Consider the following 21022-nt stretch of genomic DNA (forward strand, 5'->3'; position numbering starts at 1 on the left):
CCCGTGCTGGAACGCCTCCCGATCGTCAAACCCTGGTCCGAGCTCTCCACCGAGGAGCTCTACGCGATCCTCAAGCTGCGCACCGACGTGTTCTTCATCGAGCAGAAGATCGACGAGACCGAACTCGACGACCGCGATCGTGAACCGGGGACCGTGCACTACTGGCTGTCCGCCGGTGACGTGGTCACCGCGTATCTGCGGGTGCTGCTCGACGCCGAGCCCGAGCACCTCGACGCGGCCCGGGTGATCGGCCGCGTGGTGGTGCACCCCGAGCACCGCGGGGCCGGGTTGGCGCAGGTGCTGCTGCAGCGGGTGATCGACGACTTCGCCGACCGGGCGATGCTGCTGCACGCGCAGGACTACATCGTGCCGCTCTACGCCCGCTTCGGCTTCGTGTCATTCGGCCCCGCCTACCTGGAGGCCGGGATCATGCACCAGAGCATGTACCGACCCGCCGGTGGCTGAGCCCGCCGCGCGCACCGCGGAGCAGCGCGCCGTGGACCTGGCCAAGACCGCCGACTGGTACCGGCGGTTCCGGCTGCTCGAGACCCCGGGCCAGTCCGAAATCTACGCCGACTGGGCGGCCGGGGTCGAAGGCGACGCCGAGGTGCTCGCCCTGATCATCGGCTTGCCCCGGCCCAAGCGCCAGCCCAACCTCGTCTTCGCCAGCGCCCGCCTGCTCGGCGCTCCGCTGGCGGGCTACGCCGTCTTCCGCGGCTGGCTGATCGAGCACTGGCCGGCGGTGGCCGCGGAGGCCAGGGTGCGCGCCACCCAGACCAACGAGCCGCGCCGCCTCACCGCGATCATGCCGATCCTCGCCTCGATCGGCCCACGCGTGGCCCTGATCGAGGTCGGCGCCAGCGCGGGGCTCTGCCTGTACCCCGACCGGTACAGCTACGACTACTCCGGCCGCCGGGTCGATCCGGCCGCCGGTCCCAGCCCGGTGCTGCTGAGCGCCGCCAGCACCGGGCCGGTGCCGTTGCCCGCCCACCCGCCGGAGGTGGTCTGGCGGGCCGGCCTCGACCTGCATCCGCTGCACGTGCAGGACCCGGAGGACGTGCGCTGGCTGCAGACCCTGGTGTGGCCGGAGCAGACCGAGCGCCGCAGCCGGCTGGATGCGGCGATGGCGATCGTGCGCCGGGACCCGCCGCTGCTCGTGGCCGGGGACGCCGCCCGGGACCTGGAGGCGCTGGTCGCACTCGCGCCGGCCGGCGTGCCGCTGGTGATCGTCAGCCCCGCTGTCCTGGTCTACCTTTCGATCGACGAGCGCGCCGCCTTCGCGAACACGGTGACCGGGTACGGTCGCTGGATCTCGCTCGACGGCGCCGGCGTGCTGCCCCAGGTCGACGCGCTGCTGCCGGAGCCGCCCGTGCCCGGTGACTTCACCGTCTCGCTCGACGGCCGGCCCGTCGCCCGCTGCGGCGCCCACGGTCAGACCCTGGACTGGATCGCCGGCCCCACTAGCTCCTGATGTGCGGCGCACTCGTAGGATGGCGACATGCGCGCACTCGTCGTCACCACCCCCGGGGGCCCTGACGCCCTCACCCTCAGCACGGTTCCCGACCTCGTCGTCGGGGCCGGCGACATCCGCATCACGGTGGCCGCGGCCGGCGTGAACCGGGCGGATGTGCAGCAGCGCCTGGGCCTGTACCCGTCGCCGGCCGGCGCACCGGCCTGGCCGGGCCTGGAGGTCTCCGGCATCGTCACCGAGATCGGTGTTGCCGTCACCAAGTTCCGGGTGGGCGACCGGGTCTGCGCACTGTTGGCCGGCGGCGGGTACGCCAACGAGGCCGTGGTGCACCAGGACCTCGCCCTGGCGGTGCCGGAGAACATCGACCTGGTCGACGCCGCCGCGCTGCCGGAGGCGTTGGCGACGGTGTGGTCGAACGTGTTCATGAGCGCCGGCCTCACAGCCGGGCAGACCCTGCTCGTGCACGGCGGGGGCAGCGGCATCGGCACCACCGCCATCCAGCTGGCCCGCCTGGCCGGGGCCCGGGTGGCCGTCACGGCCGGGTCGGCCGGGAAACTGGCCGAGTGCGCCCGGCTGGGCGCCGACATCCTGGTGAACTACCGCGAACAGGACTTCGTCGCCGAGGTGCTCGCCGCCACCGACGGGCGCGGCGCCGACGTGATCCTCGACATCATGGGCGGGTCGTACGCGGCCCGCAACGTGGCGGCGCTGGCCATGAACGGCACCGTCATGGTGATCGGCAACCAGGGCGGCGAGGATGCGGTGTTCAACCCGTTCCAGCTGATGATGAAGCGCGGCCGGTACTGGGGCACCACCCTGCGGTCCCGCCCGGCCGCCGAGAAGGCGGCCATCATGGCCGAGCTCGGTGACGTGGTGTGGCCGTGGCTGGCCAGCGGCGAGCTGCGCCCGGTGGTCGACAGCCGGTTCTCCTTCGCCGACGCGGCCGAGGCGCATCGCCGGCTGGAGGCATCCGCCCACGTGGGCAAGATCGTGCTGGTGCCCTGACCCGAGGTGTGGGTCAGGCGCGCGGTGCGGCCAGTTCGACCCGGTTGCGGCCGGCGGCCTTGGCCTCGTACAGCGCCGCGTCCGCGCGGCCGAGCCAGCGTGACACGCTCTCGCCCTGCCGGAGCAGCGCCACGCCCACGCTGGCGGTGCAGTTGAGGCCGGCGGTCTGCTCGCTCCAGGGGTGCCCGCGCACCTCGCCGAGCAGTCGTTCGCAGATCTGCACGGCCTGGTCGAGGTCGGTGTTGCCGAGCACCAGCAGGAACTCCTCGCCACCCACCCGCACGGCGAGGTCGGTGTTGCGGGTGGTGTCGCCGAGGATTTCGGCCATGGTGGCCAGCACCCGGTCACCGGCGGCGTGCCCGTGCTGGTCGTTGACCTCCTTGAAGTGGTCCATGTCGATCATGACGGCGCAGAGCGGTTCGCTCTGCACGGCGGCGTTGCTCATCATCTCCGGCAGCTGCCGGTCGAGGGCACGCCGGTTGGGCAGCCGGGTGAGCGGGTCGGTGTTGGCCTGCTCGTCGAGTTCCTCGGCGCGGATGCGCTGCATCTCGGCCTCGAGCTGAGCGCGCTGCGCCTCGTGGCGGGCCTGCTCGATCTCCAGCGAGTTGATCAGCATTCGCGATTGCAGCCCGGCGGTCTGGCGGGTGAGGCCGAGCATGAGCACGTGCAACTTCTCGTGGTGCTGCAGGGCCTCCTGGAACCGGCCGGCGGCGCTGTGCATCTCGTAGAGTTCCCGGTGCAGCTTCACCTTCAGTGCCGCATCCTCGGCCACCGACGGGTCGGCCAGCTGGGCATCCATCATGGCGCACGCCAGGTCGACACGCCCTTCGGCCCGGGCCACCTCGGCCAGCTGGGCGTCGTTGTTCACGGCCAGGTTGCGGTAGTTGTTGGCCGTGGCGATGGTCTTGGACCGGGCGGCCTGCGCCCTGGCCTCGGCGTACTGGCCCAGCTCGATGAGGTAGCCGACCAGGTTGGTGCGGGCGATGGTCTCGCGGAACGCGTGCCGCGGCTCCAGCGCCCTGGCCACCGCGGTGCGAGTGAGCGCGAGGCCCTCGTTCAGCGCCGTCGAGGGGTCCTCCCCCGCCGCCCGTTGGGCCCGGGCTATTTCGAGGCAGGCGTCGCCCAGGTTGTTCACCGCGGCGAAGGCGGCTTCGGGGTCGTCGAGGGTGTCGGCCAGCTCGATGGCCTGCCGACCCAGCTCGATGCTGCGTTCGGCGTCGCCGAGGGCCTGGTGCACCATCGAGGATCGGCTGAGCGCCCAGAATTCGGCGGTGAGGTTGCCGCAGGCCCGCGCGGCCTCGAGCGCGCCGAGCACGTGGCTGAGCGCGGGTTCCTCCAGCGCCGTCTCGTGGAACGCGAGCGCCAGGGTGCAGTGCACACTCGACTGGGCGAGCAGATCGCCGGTGGCGGTGAAGTGCTCGAGGGCGAGCAGGCCGTTGCGCACCGATTCCTCGAACTCGCCGAGTCGCAGCCAGTGCCCGGCGAGCAGCTGACGTGCCCGGCCCTCCTGGACGGCGGTGATGGCCGGGTCGGCGAGCGCCTGTTCGGCCTGCGCCGCTCCGGTGTGGTGCTGGCCGTCCCGGTTGGCCTGGGCGCTGCTGTCGAGCAGGCGATCGACGGTCGTACCGGGAGCGGGCGCGGTGGTGGTGATGATGGCGGTAGCGCGTGCTTCGGTGTCGCCGGTCGGGGTCGGCAGGTCGGTGCGGTCGTTGAAACCGCCGGGAAGGGCCGCCTCGGGCCTCGCGTCGCCGCTGGGATGGGGGTCGATATCGGGGCTGGAGTCGGCTTCGGGGTGGGAGTCGCTGGCGGGGGTGGGCGGGACGGCGGCCTCAGCGGCCTGCCCGGAGGCATCCGGGAGCGCGTTGCCGGCCGGGATGGGGAACAGGACTTCGTCGGGATCAGCCATTAGGCTCACCGGCTTCGGAGTGCCTGACCGTCGGGAGCCGTGGCCGCAGCAGCATCCGGTGGGGCGCTGAGCGGCGTTTCGACAGGCTGAGCGCACTGCCCGCGTGTTTCGGCGGGTAACTCAGTGACGGTACGCCTGGTGCGTTCACGGCTCAGTCCCCAAACTGCTCGTAGCTCCGAACCTATCAGCGTCGCGGCGGCCGCCGACAGCATCGAGCGCACGATGTATCCCCCGTTCAGGGGTGATTTTTGCCCACCCCGATCTCCCTTTCATCGGCGCCTCACTGCCCGGATACAGCAGGCCCACAGTCGGCGTTACGGGTCCGCTCAGTGAGCGGTGCCGACATCAACGCCAACCGAGGCCGGGCGCGACGAAGCGCACGACGGAATCGAGCAGCCTGGCGTTGTACTCCACGCCGAGCTGGTTGGGCACCGTGATGTGCACGGTGTCCGCGGCCTGCACCGCGGCGTCCTGCGCCAGCAGTTCGACGAGCGCGTCGGGCTCGCCGATGTAGCTCTTGCCGAACCTGGCCAGGCCGCCGTCGAGGTGCCCCACCTGGTCGCGGTTGTCGGCCTGGGCGCGCAGCCCGAAGTAGCGACGGTCCTCGTCGGTGACGAGCGGCAGGATGCTGCGGCTGACCGCGACCCGCGGCGTGCCCGGGTGGCCGGCATCCGCCCAGGCCTGCCGGAAGATGGCGATCTGCTCGGCCTGCAGGTCACCGAAGTCGACGCCGGTGTCTTCGGTGAGCAGGGTCGAACTCATCAGGTTCATGCCCTGCTCGCCGGTCCATTTTGCGGTCGCGCGAGTGCCGGAGCCCCACCAGATGCGCTCGGACAGCCCGGGCGACTGGGGCTGGATGGCGAGCAGGTTGCTGTGACCGGTGAGCTGCGGGTTCGCGGCGGCGACGCCGGCCCCGGCGATGGCGCGGCGGAACTGTGCGGTGCGCTCACGCGCGTCATCCGCGTCGGTCTGGCCGGGCCGGGGCACGTGCCCGAATGACTCGGCACCACGCAGCGCGGTCTCGGGTGAGCCGCGGCTGAGGCCGAGCTGCAACCGGCCGTTGCTGATCAGGTCGGTGATCGCGGCCTCTTCGGCCATGTAGAGCGGGTTCTCGTAGCGCATGTCGATGACGCCGGTGCCGAGTTCGATGCGGCTGGTGCGGGCGGCCATCGCGGCCAGGAGCGGGAACGGCGACGCCAGCTGCGGGGCGAAGTGGTGCACGCGAACGGAGGCGCTGTCCACGCCGATCTCCTCGGCCGCGACGGCGAGTTCCACGGTCTGCACCAGGGCGTCGCGGGCGGTACGGACCAGGGAGCCCGGCACCGCCTGGTAGTGGCCGAAGGAGAGGAACCCGATGTGTTTCATAGTTGCTGCAGCGTTCAGCCCCCTCCCCCTATTCCCCGAGCTCCGCCAGATACCCGCCCCCATCCGCCGTTCTGGTGCATAACTCCTGCAATTTTCGTCGCAGCGGCAGCACTGCCCCGTGATCACGCGGACGCCGAACCAGCCGTAGTAGAAATTGCAGGAGTTGTGCACGGGGGTGCGGATGCTCCGATCGGGTCGCTACCCGCGGCAAACCCCGGGTACTGCCAAGCTGGGGTCATGCGTCATCTGTTTCTCGACTTCTTCGGCACCCTGGTCAACTACGCGGACTCCCGCGCGGGTCAGGGCTACGCCGACACGCACGCCAGCATGCAGGCTTTCGGCGCGTCCGGCACCGAGCAGGAGACCGCCGACGCCTGGCTGGACGCCTTCCACCAGCTCAACACCGAGTCGGATGTCGACCACCGGGAGTTCACCATGGAGGAGCTGTCGCGCCGTGCCATCGTGCGGCTGCTCGGCCGCGAACCCGACACCACCGAGATCGCCGAGGGCGCGGCCAGCAACATGGCGGACTGGGAGCGCGGGGTGGTGCTCATCCCCGGCATGGCCGAGACCCTGCAGGAACTGGGCCAGACGTTCACCCTCACCATCGTGTCGAACACGCACAGCGCATCCGTCGTGCCCCGCCAGCTGGCGGCCATGGGCGCGACCGACCTCATCGCCAACATCGTGACGTCGCTGGAGGTGGGGTTCCGCAAGCCGCACTCGGCGATCTACCAGGCGGCCCTCGACCGGGCCGAGGCCGACCCTGCCAAGGTGATTTTCGTCGGCGACACCTGGGACGCCGACTTCGATGGCCCCCGGGCGCACGGCATGGAGGCCGTGCTGGTCTCAGACGCCCCGCGCGACGGCGTGCCGGAAACCCGCCGGGTCACGTCCGTGCTAGACCTGCCGGACCTGCTTTCGTTCCGCTACCCGAGCACCCGCCCGCAGACCACCCGCCCCCGCGGGGTGGCATAACTCCAACACCACCCACCAACCACCGAGTTGCCCCGTTGCGGACGAGTTGCCCCGCTGTAGCGGGGCAATTCGTCCGCACGGGGGCAACTCGCGGGATCAGCCGCGCAGCGGCGCCCGGTGCAGGGCTGCCCAGCCGAGGCCGAAGGCGACCATGGCGGGGATAAGCAGGGCGGCGAAGAAGCCGGTGATGGTGAAGCTCATCAGCCAGTCGATGATCGGCGCGGCGGAGCCGGTGAGCATCGCGAAGGCGAGCAGCGCCAGTATCACCAGCGCGACCGCCGTCCAGAGCACGAGCATCCCCATCGCCCGCCAACGGGCATAGACGGCGGCGAAGGCCGACGCGACGGCGAAGATCACGATCTGCAGGCTGAACAGCGACAGCCACACCGTGCCGGCGCCGACCTCTCCGAACCAGAGCGCCGTGAAGTGGTGGAAGGTGATGCCGGCGGCGTTGATGGCCCGCTCGATCTCGGTGAGGATCGCCCAGCCGGTGGCGTTGAAGACCGCGATCACGACGAAGGTGAGGAGCGTGCCCAGGGAGTACTCCCGGCGGGTGATGCTGAAGCCCAGCGCGAACGGGAACACCGCGCTCACGGCCTGCACCCCCACGACGGCGAGGTACCAGAACGGCGACAGCCCGGCCCAGCTGTAGGCCATGCCGTCCAAGGCGTCCTGCCGGCCGGGTTCGGGCACCGACACTGCAATGAGCAGCGCCACGACGATCGAGATGAGCAGCGAGACGCCGGTGATGATCCACGGGATGCCGATGTAGGTCAGCTTGTTGATCATCTGCAACCGCATCACCTTCGTGATCCGGTGCCGGCTCTGGGGGCGGGTCGCCGCGGGGGCGACGCTGATGACGGTCATGACGGGCTCCTCACTCGGAGACGACCGAAGCCAGGGACGGCTGCGGGGCGGATTGGGTGGTCAGGTCGACGATCAACTGCTGGAACGACACCGGTGCGATCTCGAGGTTCGCGGCGACGGCGGCGCGGTGGTCCTCGGCGGTGAGGCGACCCGAGATGGTCACCGTGGCCAGCCCGCCGAGGGTGTCGCGGTGCAGCACGTGACGGCCCACCGCGAAATCGTCGACGTCGCGGGCCCGGCCGGCCACGGCGGAGGCGCTGCCGCGCAGGCTCTCGGCGCTCTGGTCGAGCAGCAACCGCCCCTCGTCCAGCACCAGCACGTGCTCGAGCAGGTTGCTGACCTCGTCGATGAGGTGGGTCGACAGCAGGATGGTGCGGGGCTGCTCGGCATAGTCGGCCAGCAGGGTGTCGTAGAAGGTGTGCCGGGCCACGGCATCCAGGCCGAGGTACGGCTCGTCGAAGATCGTCACCGGCGCCCGGCTGGCCAGGCCGACAATGACCCCGAGCGCTGACTGCTGGCCGCGGGAGAGCTTTCGCACGTCGCGCTTGAGGGGCAGCCGGAACTTGCCGACCAGGTCCTCGGCGAACGCGGCATCCCAGTTGGCGAAGAACCAGGGCGCCCCGGTGAGCACGTGCCGGGCCTGGAATCCATCCGGGTACCGCGTGTTCTCCGAGATGAAGCACATCTGCTGCAGCACGGCGCTGTTCTCCACCGGGTCCTCACCGAGGACGCGGGCGGTGCCGGTGCTGGGGAAGTCCTGGCCGGTGAGCATCCGCATCAGGGTGGTCTTGCCGGCGCCGTTGCGGCCGAGCAGCCCGCAGATGATGTTGGGCTCCAGAGTGAACGAGACGTCCCGCAGCGCCGCGACGTCCCGGTAGGTGCGGCTGAGGCCATCCACCTGGATGACGGGGGTCTGGCTGTTCATCGGGTCTCCTTTTCGGTGAGCTGGGTTTCGATGAGTTGGGTGTCGATGAGTTGGGTGTCGATGAGTTGGGTGAGCTGGTCGGGTGCGATGCCCAGGCTCGCGGCCTCGGCGAGCATCGGGGCGACGAACTCCAGCACGAACCGCTCGCGCCGTCGCGCCGTGATGCGTTCACGGGCACCGGCGGCCACGAACATGCCCACGCCGCGGCGCTTGTAGAGGATGCCCTGCTCGACGAGCAGGTTCACACCCTTGCCCGCGGTCGCCGGGTTGATGCGGTAGAACATCGCGAACTCGTTCGTCGAGGGCACCTGGCCCTCCTCGATGAGCGCACCGGACAAGATGTCGTTCTCGACCCGCTCAGCGATCTGCTGGAAGATCGGTCGACCCTCATCCATTTCGACGCCTACCTCCGTGGTTGGTTACCTAACTAATGAACCACACAACCGAGTCGTGCACAAGGCCCTGCAGGCATCCGGCGCGCGCAAGTGGGTAAGCTCGGCGAATGGTCACAGAGGGGTACCGCATCCGCCGCACGGAGGAGAGCGATTGGCGCGAGGTGCGCACGCTACGCCTGGAGATGCTGGAAGACACCCCGATCGCGTTCGGCGAGACCCTGCAGAATGCCCGCGGCCACACCGAGAGCGAGTGGCGGATGCGCGCCGCCCGCGGTTCGGCCGAGCACGGCATCACCCTCGTCGCGATCGACCCGGCCGGACGCTGGGTGGGCACGATGGCGGGCTACCTGCCCGATCCCGCCACGGGCCCGCTGTTGGTGGGCGTGTACGTGTCGCCCGACCACCGCGGCCGCGACGCCGGTGTCTTCGACACCCTGCTGGCCGCGATCGAGGACTGGGCGCGCGGCGAGGGCGAGGTCCTGACCCTGCACGTGCACGAGGACAACTCCCGGGCCCGCGCCGCCTACCTGCGCCGCGGCTTCATCGAGACCGGATACCGGGTGCAGTACGTGCTGGACGCCGGCGCCCAGGAGATCGAGATGGTCAAGCGGCTCTAACGCCCGCCGCCACCGCCGCCTCCGCCACCACCGCCGGAGAACCCGCCGCCGAAGGATCCGCCGGAGAAGCTCCCGCCGCCGCTGCCCGACCAGGAGCTGGGCGGCGGCGCGGGCGGGGTCTGGGTGGTGTGCACCGAGTTGACCATGCCGCTGAGAGACAGGGCCAGCTGCACACTGCTGAACGGGCTCTGCGACACGAACCAGCCCGGCTGGAGGGCTTCTTGTTCGTAGTACACCGCAAGTTCGGCGGCCCACTCTCGTTCGATCCCCCAGAGCACCGCGTAGGGCAGCAACTTCTCGTAGAGTTTCACGAGCTCGACGGTGTCGGCGCCCGGCACGGATGCCGCAGCGCCGGCCGGCTCAGTTCTCTTCGGATCCGCAGCGGTCGGCTGCTGGCCCGGGACGCTGCTCGGTACGGTGACCCGCAGGGCCCCCTCTGGGCTCTGCAACATGCGGAACCGGTCGGCCTCGGCCAGCTCGAGGTAGACCTTCATCCCGGTGAGGTAGTCGCGCCGGTCCACGCCGGCCGCGCTGAGCAGCATCGGTCGGGCGGCGGCGACGAGGCCGACGATCACGGCAGCGCCGGCGAGGACGATGAGCGGGAACCACCAGACGGCGGGCGGATCGCCGATCACGAGCACACCCACGACGAGCACGACGACGGCGCCGAGGCCGAGGAGCACGCCCTTCCTGGCGCGGGTGAGGGCGGGCCGGGCCTTCCAGCCACGGGCGATGTTGCGCCGGGTGGCATCCGCGGTGGCGGCCGCGAGCCCGCGGGCGAGGCCGCTGTTGGCGACCCCCAGCTCACACACCGCGCCGGCCGGCAGCCCCGGGAAGAGGGTGGCGAGCACGGCGTGCTCCTGGTCGTCGACACCGTCGTCGTGCAGCAGTTGCAGGGTGAAGTCGCCGCCGTCGGCGCTCACCGGGTAGTCCAGGATGCGCAGGTTGCCGCGTACGGCGAAGCTCACGATTTGCGCCGCCATGGCGGTGCTGGGCCGGCCGGCGAGGTCGGCGGCCTCGAGCAGGTTGTACCCGGCCGGCACGCTGTACTGCGCGACGATGGTGCCGCGCCCCTTGGGCTGCCGGGCCCGCACGAAGATGCGGGCCAGGGCGAACACCCCGCCGAGCAGGGCGATGCCGAGGAGCCCGAAGGGGAGTCCGCCGGCGTCGATCGGCGAGCTGAAGCCGGGCTGGTAGTTCGAATCGGGCTGCTCCTCGGCGGGAACCTGCACGAAGGTGCCGGCCGTGAAGCCGATCGCCACGGTGAGGTTCTCTCCCGGGCCCAGGGCGCCGGCCTCGGCGGTGAGCATCTGGCCCGGCGCTGAATCCGGGGCCGCGGCATCCGGAGCGGCGGCATCAGGGTCGGCCTCCTGCACGATCCGGCAGTCGCCGCTCTCGCCCTGCGCCCCGGTGTAGCAGGCGTTGTTCCCGGTGAGGAAGGCGGCGATCGACGGGTCGACGTGCACCCGGGCGGCGACGGAACCGAATGGCTGGTCGAAGCCGGTGCCGTTGGTGTCCCAGTACAGCTCGTCGTCGTTGGTGTCGGCGAAGGCCCGCACCACGTTCTGTTGCGTGTAGGTGATGACGTAGGTCTGGCTGCCGCGCACGAACTCGTCGGTGCCGAGGGCGAGTTCGGTGAAGCCGCCGGTGTCGGCCGACTCGAAGTACACCGGCGCACCGGCGGCGTCGGTGACCGACTCGACGGTGGTGTTCAGTGGCACCCCGTCGTAGTCGTTCGGGATCGCCCGGATGATCCCGCGGTTCTGGTCGAAATCGGGGAACTCGGCCACGAAGGTCTCGACCGTGCGCATCGTCGAGTGCCCGGCGCTGTCGCGGCTGAGGAAGTACTCCCCCGCGAACAGGGAGAAGCTGAAGTCCGAGGTGTCCGCCGCCACGGCCGCGCGCACGCTGCCGGTCGGGCCGGACGCCGTGACCGCCGCCGGGGCCCCAGCCGGGCTCAGTCCGCCCGCGCTAGCCGCCACCGGGGCGCCGAGCGCCAGCACGGCCGCAACGACGAGGGAGGACAGGACCTTCAGAAGACGAGTCACGCCCCCGAGCCTAGCGACCCCCTCACGTTGACCTCGAAAGGTCGCCGCTCCACCACGGTCCCCTCGGGCAGATCCCCGGCCACGGCAAGTAACCAATCGACGAAGTCAGCCACCGGCAGGTCACTGCAGTCCGGGCACCATCCCATCAGCTCGAGTCCCGCCATGGACGCGGCGAGGTACTCCTGCCGGGTGAGCCCGGGGATATCGCGGACCAACGCGGTGGTGGTGTGCCTGGCGGAGCTCAGGCCGGAAAATGAACGCCCGCACCCGCACGCTCCGAGGGGGTCTCGCTCGCTCGCCGAGCACACCGGGTGAAACCAAACCAGCTCGCCTTCGACGCAGTACGCAAAATCCGAGTCCCGAGCACCCTGGGTTGCCGAGGTCGCCACAAGTACCCTCATGATCTGCTCCATGTTCTCGGCACGAGGGTGAGTGAGTAGGTGACGGCAGGCTACGTGAGGCCACCGACATCGAGCGAGGAAGCGGGTGGACCGCCTGTTCAGAAGCCTTCCGGGGCATGCGGGCGGTACGGGGCGGCGAGCCAGGCCAGCTCCTCGTCGGTGAGGGTGAGGTTCACCGAGGCGACCGCATCCGTGAGGTGGTGCGCCCGGGTGGCACCGACGATCGGCGAGGTCACGGCCGGTTGCTGGCGCACCCAGGCCAGAGCCACCTGCGCGCGCGGCACCCCGCGATCCGCAGCGACCTGCGCGACAGCGTTCACGATCTCACGATCGTCGTCTTCCTGCTGCTTGTAGAGGGTCTGGCCGAAGGTGTCGGTTTCGGAGCGTCGGGTGGTCTCGTCCCAGTCGCGGGTGAGCTTGCCGCGGGCCAGTGGGCTCCACGGCAGCACGCCCACGCCCTGGTCGAGGCAGAACGGCAACATCTCGCGTTCTTCCTCGCGGTTGAGCAGGTTGTACTGGTCCTGCATCGACACGAACCGGGTGAAGCCGCCGAGGTCGGCGGTGTACTGAGCCTTTGCGAACTGCCACGCATACATCGACGAGGCGCCGATGTACCGTGCTTTGCCGGCCGTCACGACCTCATGCAGCGCCGCCATGGTCTCCTCGATCGGCGTCAGCGGATCCCAGCGGTGAATCTGGTAGAGGTCGACGTGGTCGGTGCCGAGCCGGGTGAGGCTGTGGTCGATCTCCGCCAGGATCGCCCGGCGCGACAGGCCGGCGCCGTTCGGGCCGGGACGCATCCGCCCGTGCACCTTGGTGGCCAGCACGTAGGCGTCACGGTTGCTGAAGTCCCGCAGCGCCCGGCCCAGGATTTCCTCGCTGCTGCCATCGGAGTAGACGTTGGCGGTGTCGAAGGTGGTGATCCCGGCCTCCAGCGCCTGCTGGATCAGCGGGCGGCTGTCCTCCTCCGGGAGGGTCCAGGCGTGGTTGCCGCGCAGCGGACTGCCGAAGCTCATGCATCCGAGCGTGATGGCGGAGACCTCGAGGCCGGTATTACCCAGTCGAACGTACTTCATGGCGGGCCTTTCGATCGGGTGCGGATGCGCGGTGGCGTGAACCTGCCTTCACCCTAGGCGCAGGTCCGGACGGCTGTCACCCACCCGCACCGGGGTGGTGAAGGCGGGTCGGGCTACGCTCGGGGAATGGTGACCCAATTCCGCACGGTCGAGGAGTTCCTCGCCGCCCAGCCCGCTGACCGCCGCGTGCTCGTCGACGCCCTCCGCGCACTCGTGCACGAGGCCAGCCCGGCCGCGCAGGAGCACATCAAGTGGAACTCCCCCAGCTATGTGCTCGATGGGGTGGACCAGGCCACCGTCAACGCGCAGGGAAAGCAGGGAGTGCGGCTCGTGCTGCACCGGGGCGCCACCACCGTCGAGAACACGGATGCCGCATCCGCTTTCACCGGCGACCCGCACGGCCTGCTCACCTGGCATTCCGATATCCGGGCGAGCCTGCCCGTCACCAACCTCGACGACCTCGCGGCGAAGCGCTCCGCGGCCGTGGCGGTCGTGCGGGCCTGGCTTTCCCGGCCGGATTCCGGGGTCTGAGCCGGCGCATCCGGAGGTGCGCGGGTCCGGCGCCGCTTCTACGCTTCCTGGACCTCGGGAGCGCTCGCGCCCGTGACGGCCGCGTCCCGGCCACCCGGACGCACGCGCACGGTGCGCCACGTGTCGAGGGCGACCACCCCGCCGAGAATCGCGAGCGCCAGGAAGATCGAGCCGAGGGCATCCGTGGGCCAGTGGTACCCGAGGTACACCCGGCTGATCGCGGCCAGGGCGATGCCGATGACGAGCACGGCACCCGCGACGACCGCCGCTACCCAGTGCCGCTTGCGGCGGGAGAAGATCAGGTAGGTCATCAGCAGCAGGAAGTTCGTGGCGCCGGATACGTGCCCGGACGGGAACGAGTAGGTGGTGTCGATGCCGAACAGCATCAGGTCGACCGGCGGGCGGGCGCGTTCGACGAGCCGGGTGATCACCTGCACGAGCACGAGCCCGGTGAGGGTGCCCAGCGCCAGCAGCACCGGCCGCCAGAGGTGCTTGGCGAAGAAACCCCAGATGACGATGGTGCCGAGCACCACGACGGGCAGCGCCACCGGCCCGAACCCGATGGCCAGCCCGATCATGATCGCGGTAGCGGTGCCGGTGCGGCTCTGCATCAGCCAGGCGTTCAGCGGGCTGTCGATGCTGGCCACGTCGTCGCGCTGCACGATGTCGGCGAGGATCACGAGGAAGCCGGCCACGCCCACGGCGACCAGCACCACCGAGAGCACATAGAGCCGGGTGCGTTCGGTCGCGGTGCGCCACCGGTCTTCCACGATGAACTTCTCGTTCAGGGCACGCAGGCGCTCCCGCTTGGAGGCTGCCGGGGTGGTCATGGCCGCGCGGCCCAGACTCGGTTGCGGTGGTGCATGGTGTCCTCCCGGATGGTGCAGGTGCCCCGGCGGATGCCGCCGGCCGGGCGCGATTGCCCGGACACCGACGCTACACAGCGGCAGAACTGAAATCCACTCGACTCGCGGAGCCGATCCGGCAGACGCCTACCGACCGGTCGCGGCCACGGCACCGGGCCGGGCGCGGCCGAGCAGCGCCGCGGTCACCGAGGTGCCCAGCGCCAGCACGACGAGCACCGGGGCGGCCACATCCAGGGCCGTGCGCAGCCCGACCGCGGTGGCCTCCAGCCCGATCAGGACCGCCACGACGCCCTGCACGAGGTAGGCCACGGTGTAGACGACCGACAGCGTTCCCGCCCGGTGATGCGCGGGCGCGTGCCGGTTGACCAGGCCGAGCCCGCCGAGGAACAGGAGGCCGTAGCCGACCCCGGCCGCGACCGAGGTGACCGCGAACACCGGCAGCGACGCCGTCGCCGCGCTCAGCACGAGCAGCAGCACCGCGGTCGCGCTGGCCACTCCGCCGAGTCCGATGGCCAGGCGGGCGGGCATCCGCTTGGCCGCCAGCGCGGTGACACCGATCACCACCGAGGTGATCGCGAGCACCAGCCCGGAGACCAGGGTGTTGTCGGAGTGGATGAGGTCGGCGGAGATCTGGGCGCCGAGCGAGAGCAGCACCGCACCCACCGCGAACGCCGTCGTGACCGCGAGGGCGGATGCGGTGACCACGCCGCGCAGCTCCGCCGGCACCCGGATGGGCCGGGGCCGCCACCGGGCGTCGGCCTCGGAGTCGCGGACGTGCTGCGGCAGGGTGAGCACGGCCAGGAAGACGAGTGCTGCAACGATCACGACGACCCAGTAGCTGAGTTGCCGCGGGAAGGGCGCGTACTGCACCAGGGCCCCGGCGATGATCGTAGCCACGGCCAGCCCCACCGCGGTTGCGGCCGTGTTGACCGAGCTGGCCCGCCCGGTGCCACCACGGGTGTTGAACTCCACCATGGCCGCGCTGGCCGGGGCCACGGCCAACCCCACCCCGATGCCCTGGAACGCGCGGGCGGCGAAGAGCCAACCCTCGGCCGGGGCGACGGCGAACAGCACCGAACCGACGAACATCGCGGCGACGCCGGCGAGGAGCGCCGCACGCCGGCCGATGTGGTCGGACAGGTCGCCGAAGACCAGCAGCACCACCACGAGCACGAGCGGATAGACCGCGAACAGGGTGGTCGTGGCTGCGGCGGTCATGCCCCAGTCGTGGGCATAGAGAGGGTAGATCATGGTCGGCGAACCGCTGGACCAGAGCGCCAGCATGGCCACGGAGGCGGCCGCCCAGAAACGGGTGGCGGGGCGAGATGACGGCAAGAGGCTCCAAACCGAACGAAGGTGCACCGCGGCCGGCTCGGGTGGGGCCGGCGAGGTGACGGATGCGCCGCGCCATTGCAGGGCCGGCGGCCGGATGGCTGCCGTCCCGCCACGCTAGCAGGCTGGGTTGGTTAATCCAAGTCAAGGTAGGATGGGGACATGACCATGGACAGTTCCGACCTGCGTTGCTCGATCGCCCGCACCATGCAGGTGCTGGGCGACCGGTGGACGATCCTGATCGTGCGGGAGTGCTTCCGTGGCCGCACCCGATTCAGCGATTTCCGGCGGGTGCTCGGCATTCCCACCGACATCCTCACCTCCCGGCTGGGCTCCCTCGTGGAGGCCGGCGTGCTCGAACGCCGCGGCTACCGGGAGCCCGGCGCCCGCGAACGCTTCGACTACCACCTCACCGCCGCCGGCGATGCCCTGCTCCCGGTGCTCGGCGCGCTCGCCCAATGGGGCAACGAACACCGGCCCTCCGGCCACGGCCCGAGCCGGCTCTACCAGCACGCCGAGACCGGCGAGGCCACCGCGATCGCGTTCGTCACCGCCGACGGCGCCGTGGTTCCGCTGGAGGACATCGCCATCGTGCCCGGCCCCGGCGAGAACGACCCGGACATCGGGCCCATCCGCCCGCTGGCCCGCCCCGGGCTCAGCGTGGCGGAGGGTTGACGGTGTCACCTTCCGAGGTGAGGTCGGCGCCCTCCGCGAGCGCGAGCGCCTCGATGGCGGGGTCGGCGGGCAACGCCTGAACCGTGCACAACTCCTGCAATTTCCTGCGCAGCCACCCCGGTGCCCGCGTCTTTCCGGGCCGGCCGGCCGTCGGATGGGAATTCAGCAGGAGTTATGCACGGGATGACCGCGGCCGGGCCGCGCAAGTCCCTTTCGGTGTTGCGGCGGCGGCAGTACCGTGTCCGGCGTAGGGCGGATGCGTCCCCACCGTCGACCGAACCGGGAAGGAGCCACACCATGAGCGAAACCTCGATCGGGCTGGGCGGGTACATCCCGCCGGGCTTCCTGATGCAGCACGTCGTCAATCCGATCGCCCGTGCCATCGGCCGCCCGACCCTCATCGTGCGGGGCCGGATCAGCGGGCGGGAGATCAGCATTCCGGTCGGCCCGTTCCACTTCGGCGGCGACACCTATGTCATCGCCGGCCGCGGTGAGACGCAGTGGGTCCGGAACCTCCGGGTCGCCGGGCGGTGCGAGCTGCGCATCCGCTGGCACCGACAGCCACACCTGGCCACCGAGCTGCGCGGCGCCGAACACCAGCTCGTGGTCGCGTCCTACCTCGAGCGCCTGGGCCGGCGGGCGCCGGCGTTCCTGGCCGAGCTGCCCAACCCGGCCGACCACCCGATCTTCCGGCTGGAGCCCACCGGACCGCCCGTTCGCGGCTGAGCGCCCGGCCGCCCGCCCGGCCGACCAGCACCGACTGGCACGCGGCCGACCAGGTCAGCGTTCGAGCAGCCCGACCAACCGCAGCCAGGCCTCCAACCGGCGTTCGTCGAGCACCGGTGCGCGCACCGCCGCGTAACCATCCGGCCGCACCACGAGCATCCCGGTGCCCGGACGGTCGTCGAGCCGGTGCACGTGCACGAACGGCACGCGCAGCCGCTCCGGCATCTCGCGGGCACCGGCCTGCAGAAAGATGTGCACGCCCGGCGTCGCCATCAGCTCGTGCGCACGCACCCGGCGGCCCTCGCACCGCACCAGGGTGTCGGCCACCCGGGAGCCCGGCTTGAGGCCCCGCCGGGCCAGGCCGCCACGCACCGGGACCAGCGACGCCTGCACGTCCACCGACAGCGCGCTGCGCGGATACCGCAGCCGGAACTGGGCGAGGGTGCGCACCCCGGCTCGCGTCAACCGGCGCCGCCGGGTGAGCCAGGGCAGCAACGGCGCGGCGGCGGGCACGAGCACTGCCCGGCCCAGTTGGGCCAGCGGATGCACACTCGCCTCGGCCCAGTGCATCACCCGGGTCAGCCGCAGCACGGCCAGGTCCGCGGGGCGGCGCTCCTGGGCGTAGGAGTCCAGCAGGGCCGAGCCGGGCAGGCCGGCCGGGATGCCCGACGTCCGCAGACCTGCTCGGCGGCCGGCCGCCGAGGCGAAACCCAGCTTCCAGCCGAGGTTGACGGCGTCGTGGATGCCGGCATTCATGCCCTGCGCACCGGCCGGCGAATGCACGTGGGCGGCGTCGCCGGCGATGAACAGCGGACCGCGGCTGAACCGGCTGGCGATCCGGTGCTGCAACCGCACCTGCGCCGACCAGGCGACCTCCTCAATGCGCGCGGGCAAGCCGCTGTCGTCGAGCAGCCCCTGCAGCGCCTGGCGCGGAACGGGCGGGCCGGGTTGGCCGACCGGCTCCCGCACCGGGCCGGCCCGGCGGGTGGCGAGCATCCGCCAGGTGGCCCGTTCGCCGATGTTGAACAGGATCACCAGCCCGCGCCGGCCGACCACCACATGTGCGAACTCCGGGTCAAGGGTGACGGGTGCGGCGGGCGGGTTCGGGGCGCCGAGTTCGAGATCGGCGATGACCGCGTCCTCCCCGAAGTCGCCGCCGAGCCAGCCGCCCACCGAGCGGCGCACCAGGCTGGCCGCGCCGTCGCAGCCGGCCAGGTAGCGGCAGAGCAGGTTCTCGTCGGGCTCACCGTTGCCGCGCCGCAGCACCGCCCGTGCCCCGCCGTGCCGCAGGCGCGCCAGGCGCACCAGCTCGGTGCCGCGTTCCACGCTCACGCCCCGCTCGGCGAGCGCCGCGGCGAGCGCCGCCTCCACGTCGGCCTGGCGAATCAGCAGCAGGTGCGGGAATTCGGTGCCGGGCAGGTCGAGTTGCTCGAGCGACACCGGCACCACCCGGGTCTGGAGGTGCAGGCGCACCTCCGGTTTTGTGTTCCCGCGCGCGAGCAGGGCATCCGTCACCCCCAGCGGGCGCAGCAGTTCGAGGGTGCGCGGATGCATCACCGTGGCCCGCGAGGCCCGGAACTCCTCGCGCCGCCGCTCCACGATGCGCACCCGGGCACCATGGTCGTGCGCCTGCAACGCGAGGGTGAGTCCGGTGGTGCCCGCGCCCACCACGAGCACATCGACGTCGAACTGGGTCATACGGGTTCGCGCACCCGGCCCGTGACCGAGACCGGTTGCGCCGCCCGCCACCAGTCCGGTCCGATGGCGACGCGGGTGCTGCCGAACGCGCCGGGGTCGCGCACGAACTCGTCCCGGCGCATCCGCGGCAGCACCCGGTAGTGGATCGAACCGGGCACGCTGACCAGGGCGAGCACCCGCCAGAGCGCACGGGCGTACTCCTCCGCCTTTCCGGCGCCGTCCCACGGGTACACGCCGCGCTGGTCGTGCGTGAGCCCTGGCTTGGCCCCGGCCGCCACGGACACCGGGGTCGACCGCGGGGGTTTGTCCGCGAGGTCGAAGTCGTTCGTGTCGGTCGGCGCGGTGGTGGGGCCGCCGCCCGTCTTGTCGGTGGTGTCATCGGTCACGGCGTGCCTCCCTACGCGCAGCCGCCGGGGCCGCGCTGCATCCTGCACAGACGCTGCCAGCATAGGCAGCAGCACCAGCGCAGGGAAGTGCCCCGGGGTGTGCCCCGCGGCACGCGCTCTGTCCCGCGGCACATGTCCGTCTCCGTGGCACGTGTTCGCTCCCGTGGCACGTGTTCGTCACCGCGGCACGTGTTCGAACACGTGCCACCGAGACGAAGCAGTGCCGCGACGCACATCCACGCATCCGCATCCGCATCCGCAGATAGCCCGCGTCCACGCCCTCGGACCCCACGAATCGCTCGCGTAGCGGTATCCGTGCCAAGCTTGACGAGGTGCGCCCGCGCAGACCGCCCGCACCCCTATAGACCAGACGCACCGAGAAAGTCCGCCGACGCAATGACGCCTCCCGCTCGCCCCATCCCCCGCCCCGACGTGTCCGTGCGCCGCGCCCGCACCGCCGTCGCCGTGCTGTTCTTCACCAATGGGGCGCTCTTCGCCAACCTGATCCCCCGGTACCCGGCGATCAAGGCCGACCTCGGTCTCAGCAACGCCGAGTTCGGGCTCGCCGTCGCGGCCTTCCCGCTCGGCGCGCTCATCGCAGGGCTCGCCGCCGGCATGCTCATCCGCCGGTTCCGGTCATCCCGGGTGGCCGTGGTCTCCACGATCCTCACCGCGGTCGGGCTCATCCTCGCCGGCATCGCCCCCGGCTGGGCGGCCCTCGCGGCCGGCATCTTCCTCGCCGGCGCGATGGACTCCATCACCGACGTCGCCCAGAACTCGCACGGCCTGCGGGTGCAGCGCCTCTACCAGCGCAGCATCCTCAACTCCTTCCACGCGGTCTGGAGCATCGGCGCCGTCACCGGCGGCCTGCTCGGCGCCGCCGCCGCCCAACTCGATGTGCCACGCGGCACCCATCTCCTGGTCTCCGCGGTCACCTTCAGCATGTTCGCCCTGGTGGCCTACCGGTCTCTGCTGCCCGGCGCCGAGCCCGCCGAACCGACCGAAGCCGCCGAACCTGCCGCGGCCCGCCCCACCGACGCCACCCCGGCCCGCTCTTTCGGCCGCCTGGGCAAGTGGCTCGTGCTCGGCGCCCTGGTGATCATCGCCGCCTCCGGCGCCCTCGTCGAAGACGCCGGCGCCACCTGGTCGGCCATCTTCCTGTCCGACTCGCTCGGCACATCCGCCCTGCTCGCCGGGTTCGGCTTCATCGCGTTGCAGGGCATGCAATTCATCGGGAGGATGCTCGGCGACCGGTTCGTGGACAGGTTCGGCCAGCGCGCCGTCGCCCGCACCGGCGGCGCCATCGTGTTCCTCGGCATGGGCACCGCGCTCGCCTTCCCGTCCGTCGCGGGTATCATCGTGGGCTTCGGCCTGGCCGGGTTCGGCGTGGCCACGCTCATCCCCGCCGCGATGCACGCCGCCGACGAACTGCCCGGCTTCCGCACCGGAACCGGCCTCACCATCGTCGCCTGGCTGCTGCGCCTCGGCTTCCTGGTGTCGCCGCCCATCGTCGGGTTCATCGCCGACCTCTCCGCGCTGCGCTACGGCCTCCTCGTCGTGCCGCTGGCCGGACTGCTGGTGGTGCTGTTCGCACCGGTGCTGTCCACCCGGGTGCGTGCGGGCACGCCGGATGCCGCGCCTCGCGACGAACCGGAACTCGCCGCCGCGCCCTGAACCCGTCTACTCGGCGGGCAATTCGCCGCCGCGCCCTGAGCCGTCTACTCGGCAGGCAATTCGCCGCCCAACCCTGAGCC

The 21022-nt window shown here is 71.3% G+C and carries 21 protein-coding genes; 9 read left to right on the top strand and 12 right to left on the bottom strand.

Annotated features, from left to right (window positions below; genetic code table 11):
* The first annotated feature begins 3 nt into the window (after positions 1 to 3).
* The 3 genes from ACU5E9_RS06865 to ACU5E9_RS06875 are packed head-to-tail and all read left to right on the top strand — an operon-like array spanning position 4 to position 2476.
* Entirely contained in the window at positions 4 to 465 is a 462-nt protein-coding gene (locus ACU5E9_RS06865; RefSeq protein ID WP_456812870.1) for a GNAT family N-acetyltransferase, read from the top strand.
* Positions 458 to 1471 (top strand): DUF2332 domain-containing protein, encoded by a 1014-nt coding sequence (locus ACU5E9_RS06870; protein WP_456812871.1) that lies wholly within the window; start codon positions 458 to 460, stop codon positions 1469 to 1471. Before ACU5E9_RS06865 ends, ACU5E9_RS06870 begins: the two co-directional genes overlap by 8 nt.
* Before the next feature lie 27 nt (positions 1472 to 1498).
* Positions 1499 to 2476 (top strand): NAD(P)H-quinone oxidoreductase, encoded by a 978-nt coding sequence (locus tag ACU5E9_RS06875; RefSeq protein ID WP_456812872.1) that lies wholly within the window; start codon positions 1499 to 1501, stop codon positions 2474 to 2476.
* 13 nt (positions 2477 to 2489) lie between these two features.
* Here the strand turns inward: ACU5E9_RS06875 and ACU5E9_RS06880 are convergent, their stop codons facing one another.
* Positions 2490 to 4382, bottom strand: a complete 1893-nt coding sequence (locus tag ACU5E9_RS06880) for a diguanylate cyclase (RefSeq protein ID WP_456812873.1) — start codon at positions 4380 to 4382, stop codon at positions 2490 to 2492.
* A 345-nt stretch (positions 4383 to 4727) separates the two neighbouring features.
* The gene (locus ACU5E9_RS06885; RefSeq protein WP_456812874.1) at positions 4728 to 5747 is read right to left on the bottom strand and encodes an LLM class flavin-dependent oxidoreductase; all 1020 of its coding nucleotides are present in this window, start codon (positions 5745 to 5747) and stop codon (positions 4728 to 4730) included.
* Positions 5748 to 5984: 237 nt separating this feature from the next.
* Between ACU5E9_RS06885 and ACU5E9_RS06890 the strand changes: the two genes are divergently transcribed.
* Positions 5985 to 6725, top strand: coding sequence for an HAD family hydrolase (locus ACU5E9_RS06890; RefSeq protein ID WP_456812875.1), 741 nt, complete (start codon positions 5985 to 5987; stop codon positions 6723 to 6725).
* Positions 6726 to 6821: 96 nt separating this feature from the next.
* Here the strand turns inward: ACU5E9_RS06890 and ACU5E9_RS06895 are convergent, their stop codons facing one another.
* Genes ACU5E9_RS06895 through ACU5E9_RS06905 form a run of 3 tightly spaced genes read right to left on the bottom strand, consistent with a single transcriptional unit; the run spans position 6822 to position 8912 of the window.
* A complete protein-coding gene (locus ACU5E9_RS06895; RefSeq protein ID WP_456812876.1) occupies positions 6822 to 7592 on the bottom strand; it encodes a hypothetical protein in 771 nt (256 codons plus the stop codon).
* Between the two features lie 10 nt (positions 7593 to 7602).
* On the bottom strand, positions 7603 to 8517 hold the full coding sequence (locus ACU5E9_RS06900; protein WP_456812877.1) for an ABC transporter ATP-binding protein: 915 nt from the start codon (positions 8515 to 8517) through the stop codon (positions 7603 to 7605).
* On the bottom strand, positions 8514 to 8912 hold the full coding sequence (locus tag ACU5E9_RS06905) for a GntR family transcriptional regulator (RefSeq protein WP_456812878.1): 399 nt from the start codon (positions 8910 to 8912) through the stop codon (positions 8514 to 8516). Before ACU5E9_RS06905 ends, ACU5E9_RS06900 begins: the two co-directional genes overlap by 4 nt.
* 107 nt (positions 8913 to 9019) lie before the next feature.
* On the opposite strand from ACU5E9_RS06905, the gene ACU5E9_RS06910 reads away from it, so the two are divergent.
* Positions 9020 to 9529: a GNAT family N-acetyltransferase gene (locus ACU5E9_RS06910; RefSeq protein ID WP_456812879.1), complete on the top strand. Its 510-nt coding sequence runs from the start codon at positions 9020 to 9022 to the stop codon at positions 9527 to 9529.
* Here the strand turns inward: ACU5E9_RS06910 and ACU5E9_RS06915 are convergent.
* The 3 genes from ACU5E9_RS06915 to ACU5E9_RS06925 all read right to left on the bottom strand — a co-directional run bounded on the left by ACU5E9_RS06915 (position 9526) and on the right by ACU5E9_RS06925 (position 13054).
* Entirely contained in the window at positions 9526 to 11577 is a 2052-nt protein-coding gene (locus ACU5E9_RS06915) for a DUF2207 family protein (RefSeq protein ID WP_456812880.1), read from the bottom strand. The two genes, ACU5E9_RS06910 and ACU5E9_RS06915, sit on opposite strands and share 4 nt — an antisense overlap.
* Complete coding sequence (locus ACU5E9_RS06920; protein WP_456812881.1) at positions 11574 to 11990, bottom strand: DUF7715 family protein; 417 nt, start codon at positions 11988 to 11990, stop codon at positions 11574 to 11576. Before ACU5E9_RS06920 ends, ACU5E9_RS06915 begins: the two co-directional genes overlap by 4 nt.
* An 86-nt stretch (positions 11991 to 12076) precedes the next feature.
* Complete coding sequence (locus ACU5E9_RS06925) at positions 12077 to 13054, bottom strand: aldo/keto reductase (RefSeq protein ID WP_456812882.1); 978 nt, start codon at positions 13052 to 13054, stop codon at positions 12077 to 12079.
* 126 nt (positions 13055 to 13180) lie between these two features.
* Between ACU5E9_RS06925 and ACU5E9_RS06930 the strand changes: the two genes are divergently transcribed.
* Entirely contained in the window at positions 13181 to 13585 is a 405-nt protein-coding gene (locus tag ACU5E9_RS06930; protein ID WP_456812883.1) for a DUF1801 domain-containing protein, read from the top strand.
* Between the two features lie 38 nt (positions 13586 to 13623).
* On the opposite strand, the gene ACU5E9_RS06935 is transcribed toward ACU5E9_RS06930, so the two are convergent.
* Positions 13624 to 14415, bottom strand: coding sequence for a phosphatase PAP2 family protein (locus ACU5E9_RS06935; RefSeq protein WP_456812884.1), 792 nt, complete (start codon positions 14413 to 14415; stop codon positions 13624 to 13626).
* A 162-nt stretch (positions 14416 to 14577) separates the two neighbouring features.
* Positions 14578 to 15786, bottom strand: a complete 1209-nt coding sequence (locus ACU5E9_RS06940; protein ID WP_456812885.1) for an MFS transporter — start codon at positions 15784 to 15786, stop codon at positions 14578 to 14580.
* A gap of 159 nt (positions 15787 to 15945) precedes the next feature.
* On the opposite strand from ACU5E9_RS06940, the gene ACU5E9_RS06945 reads away from it, so the two are divergent.
* The gene (locus ACU5E9_RS06945; protein WP_456812886.1) at positions 15946 to 16458 is read left to right on the top strand and encodes a winged helix-turn-helix transcriptional regulator; all 513 of its coding nucleotides are present in this window, start codon (positions 15946 to 15948) and stop codon (positions 16456 to 16458) included.
* A 297-nt stretch (positions 16459 to 16755) separates the two neighbouring features.
* On the top strand, positions 16756 to 17184 hold the full coding sequence (locus tag ACU5E9_RS06950) for a nitroreductase/quinone reductase family protein (protein WP_456812887.1): 429 nt from the start codon (positions 16756 to 16758) through the stop codon (positions 17182 to 17184).
* Between the two features lie 54 nt (positions 17185 to 17238).
* Here ACU5E9_RS06950 and ACU5E9_RS06955 read toward each other — a convergent pair whose 3' ends face one another.
* Both ACU5E9_RS06955 and ACU5E9_RS06960 read right to left on the bottom strand, forming a co-directional pair.
* Complete coding sequence (locus tag ACU5E9_RS06955; RefSeq protein ID WP_456812888.1) at positions 17239 to 18882, bottom strand: FAD-dependent monooxygenase; 1644 nt, start codon at positions 18880 to 18882, stop codon at positions 17239 to 17241.
* Positions 18879 to 19268 (bottom strand): hypothetical protein, encoded by a 390-nt coding sequence (locus ACU5E9_RS06960; protein WP_456812889.1) that lies wholly within the window; start codon positions 19266 to 19268, stop codon positions 18879 to 18881. Before ACU5E9_RS06960 ends, ACU5E9_RS06955 begins: the two co-directional genes overlap by 4 nt.
* Positions 19269 to 19664: 396 nt before the next feature.
* On the opposite strand from ACU5E9_RS06960, the gene ACU5E9_RS06965 reads away from it, so the two are divergent.
* A complete protein-coding gene (locus tag ACU5E9_RS06965) occupies positions 19665 to 20942 on the top strand; it encodes an MFS transporter (RefSeq protein WP_456812890.1) in 1278 nt (425 codons plus the stop codon).
* The last annotated feature ends 80 nt before the right edge of the window (positions 20943 to 21022 follow it).

It is taken from the genome of Cryobacterium sp. AP23 (assembly GCF_054075385.1).

Excerpts from the sequence above, each read along its gene's own strand:
- ACU5E9_RS06875 (WP_456812872.1), top strand. The coding sequence starts at position 1,499 with ATGCGCGCACTCGTCGTCACCACCCCCGGGGGCCCTGACGCCCTCACC.
- ACU5E9_RS06880 (WP_456812873.1), bottom strand. The coding sequence starts at position 4,382 with ATGGCTGATCCCGACGAAGTCCTGTTCCCCATCCCGGCCGGCAACGCG.
- ACU5E9_RS06885 (WP_456812874.1), bottom strand. The coding sequence starts at position 5,747 with ATGAAACACATCGGGTTCCTCTCCTTCGGCCACTACCAGGCGGTGCCG.
- ACU5E9_RS06890 (WP_456812875.1), top strand. The coding sequence starts at position 5,985 with ATGCGTCATCTGTTTCTCGACTTCTTCGGCACCCTGGTCAACTACGCG.
- ACU5E9_RS06895 (WP_456812876.1), bottom strand. The coding sequence starts at position 7,592 with ATGACCGTCATCAGCGTCGCCCCCGCGGCGACCCGCCCCCAGAGCCGG.
- ACU5E9_RS06900 (WP_456812877.1), bottom strand. The coding sequence starts at position 8,517 with ATGAACAGCCAGACCCCCGTCATCCAGGTGGATGGCCTCAGCCGCACC.
- ACU5E9_RS06905 (WP_456812878.1), bottom strand. The coding sequence starts at position 8,912 with ATGGATGAGGGTCGACCGATCTTCCAGCAGATCGCTGAGCGGGTCGAG.
- ACU5E9_RS06910 (WP_456812879.1), top strand. The coding sequence starts at position 9,020 with ATGGTCACAGAGGGGTACCGCATCCGCCGCACGGAGGAGAGCGATTGG.
- ACU5E9_RS06920 (WP_456812881.1), bottom strand. The coding sequence starts at position 11,990 with ATGGAGCAGATCATGAGGGTACTTGTGGCGACCTCGGCAACCCAGGGT.
- ACU5E9_RS06925 (WP_456812882.1), bottom strand. The coding sequence starts at position 13,054 with ATGAAGTACGTTCGACTGGGTAATACCGGCCTCGAGGTCTCCGCCATC.
- ACU5E9_RS06930 (WP_456812883.1), top strand. The coding sequence starts at position 13,181 with ATGGTGACCCAATTCCGCACGGTCGAGGAGTTCCTCGCCGCCCAGCCC.
- ACU5E9_RS06935 (WP_456812884.1), bottom strand. The coding sequence starts at position 14,415 with ATGACCACCCCGGCAGCCTCCAAGCGGGAGCGCCTGCGTGCCCTGAAC.
- ACU5E9_RS06945 (WP_456812886.1), top strand. The coding sequence starts at position 15,946 with ATGACCATGGACAGTTCCGACCTGCGTTGCTCGATCGCCCGCACCATG.
- ACU5E9_RS06950 (WP_456812887.1), top strand. The coding sequence starts at position 16,756 with ATGAGCGAAACCTCGATCGGGCTGGGCGGGTACATCCCGCCGGGCTTC.
- ACU5E9_RS06955 (WP_456812888.1), bottom strand. The coding sequence starts at position 18,882 with ATGACCCAGTTCGACGTCGATGTGCTCGTGGTGGGCGCGGGCACCACC.
- ACU5E9_RS06965 (WP_456812890.1), top strand. The coding sequence starts at position 19,665 with ATGACGCCTCCCGCTCGCCCCATCCCCCGCCCCGACGTGTCCGTGCGC.